The organism is Bradyrhizobium pachyrhizi (genome assembly GCF_001189245.1).
Lineage (GTDB): Bacteria > Pseudomonadota > Alphaproteobacteria > Rhizobiales > Xanthobacteraceae > Bradyrhizobium > Bradyrhizobium pachyrhizi.
In genome coordinates, this window is record NZ_LFIQ01000035.1 from 1 (window position 1) to 1,891 (window position 1,891).

A 1,891-nucleotide genomic window follows, 5' to 3' on the forward strand; every position below is an offset into this window, starting at 1 on the left:
CACTTCGTTTGCGAACTCAGGGGACCCATAGCCACCGAATTTGATTGTGAAAGAGATCACGGCCCCGGCGTCGCGCAGCAATTGCCATTTGGGGTAGTGGGTCCTGGCATTCGCCAGGACGACATCGAGTTTGTTGGCCCGGGCAACTCAGGTGTATGGCTCACCCAACAACGTCGGCACGATCGACGGTGTCGTCCCTGCGAAAGCAGGGACCCATACTCCGCGGCGAGAGTTGTAGGGGGACTCGTCATTCCAGCATCACGCAAATAACAAGCATCGGTGGTCATGGGTCTCTGCAGGGGCGACACCAGGGTTTGCTGCAGCGGCGCCCGCTACTCCTTCACCGGCACCCAGATCTCCAGCCCGCCATTGCCGGTGCTCGCATCGAACTTCTCGTCGTAGCGCTCGAAGTTCGGCGCGTCCGCGACATTCATGCCGGATTGCGGCAGCCAGCGATTCCAGATCGTGTTGACGGTGCGGCGGATGGTCGAGATGTGGTCGGCGTGTGTGAACACGACGTATTTCTGCTCGGGAATCCGGACGCGCGCGAACTCGCGCGGCAGGTCGGAGAAATCGGCGACCTCGACGCCGGCGATGTAGTCGAAATTGCCGGCATCGTCGCCGTTGCAGCAGACGCCATAGGCGACGTTGCCGACCTGGCGGGGGATGTGCGCGCATTGCTGGTGGAAGCTCTGCCACTGGTTCGGAATGCCGGCATCGCTGCCATTGCCGTGATTGTAACGCTCGCCGATGCCGGCGACGAGGAACGCCTTGCCGGTGGCAATGCGCGGCGGATCGATGTGGTCGAGAGCTGTCGAGATCATGGTGATCGGCTCCTGGAGATTGAGCGTCGTCAGGCACGTTGTCGCGCGCACCGTCTCGGGCGTGACGCCGAAATGGTCGCGAAACGCGCGGGTGAATGCTTCGTGGGAGCCGTAATCCGCATCCAGCGCGAGGCTGAGAATATCGGGCGCACCGGCCGCGAGCTCGCGCGCGGCCTCGCTGAGCCGACGGGCCCGCACATAACGCATCACCGAGAACCCGGTCGCCTCCGCGAACGCACGCACCAGATGGAAGCGCGAGACGCCAGCCACGGCGGCAATCTCGTCGAGCGTCAGGGGCGCGCCGAGATGGCTTTCGATGTACCAGAGCGCCTTCTGGGCTGGATTCATGGATGACGGCTTTCCTGCAAAGCTCGGGCATCATGCACGGCTGCCGCGCGCGGCATTTGACAGTCCTTGCTGCCCGGGCGGCGAAACTGTGGTTCCGCTCCACGGAAATTTACCCGCAAAGCCGCCGCTGGCAACAATGTTGCAATCGTGCATACTCGCCGACGCATCGATCCGACGGCTCATCAAGCTGCCCGATAATCAAGACTGCAAGAGCCGCGGCCAGCATGTCAGGGAGGACAATGATGCACCACCAACGCTTGAGCTATGCCAACTGCGTCAAATCCGCGGTGCTTGCGGGACTTTTGACGATCGCCGTCGCCAGCGCCGCCAACGCGCAGAAGAAATACGATCCGGGCGCAACCGACACCGAGATCAAGGTCGGCAACATCATGCCCTATTCCGGTCCGGCGTCGGCCTACGCCACGATCGGCAAGACCGAAGCCGCCTATTTCAACAAGCTCAACAGCGAAGGCGGCATCAACGGCCGCAAGGTCAACTTCATCTCCTACGATGACGCTTACTCGCCGCCGAAGATGGTCGAGCAGGCCCGCAAGCTGGTCGAGAGCGACGAGGTGCTCCTGATCTTCAATCCGCTGGGCACGCCGGGCAACACCGCGATCCAGAAATACATGAACGCCAAGAAGGTGCCGCAGCTGTTCGTCTCGACCGGCGCGGCGAAGTGGAATGATCCGAAGAACTTCCCGTGGACCATGGGCTGG

2 protein-coding genes are annotated in these 1,891 nt (G+C 62.3%); one reads left to right on the top strand and one right to left on the bottom strand.

Annotation, left to right across the window (positions count from 1 at the left end; translation table 11 throughout):
- Nucleotides 1–332: 332 nt before the first annotated feature.
- Complete coding sequence (locus tag AKL29_RS04075; RefSeq protein ID WP_028332638.1) at nt 333–1,172, bottom strand: AraC family transcriptional regulator; 840 nt, start codon at nt 1,170–1,172, stop codon at nt 333–335.
- Nucleotides 1,173–1,411: 239 nt separating this feature from the next.
- On the opposite strand from AKL29_RS04075, the gene AKL29_RS44385 reads away from it, so the two are divergent.
- Nucleotides 1,412–1,891: ABC transporter substrate-binding protein (locus AKL29_RS44385; protein ID WP_244481747.1), on the top strand; the 480-nt coding region annotated here is incomplete at its 3' end.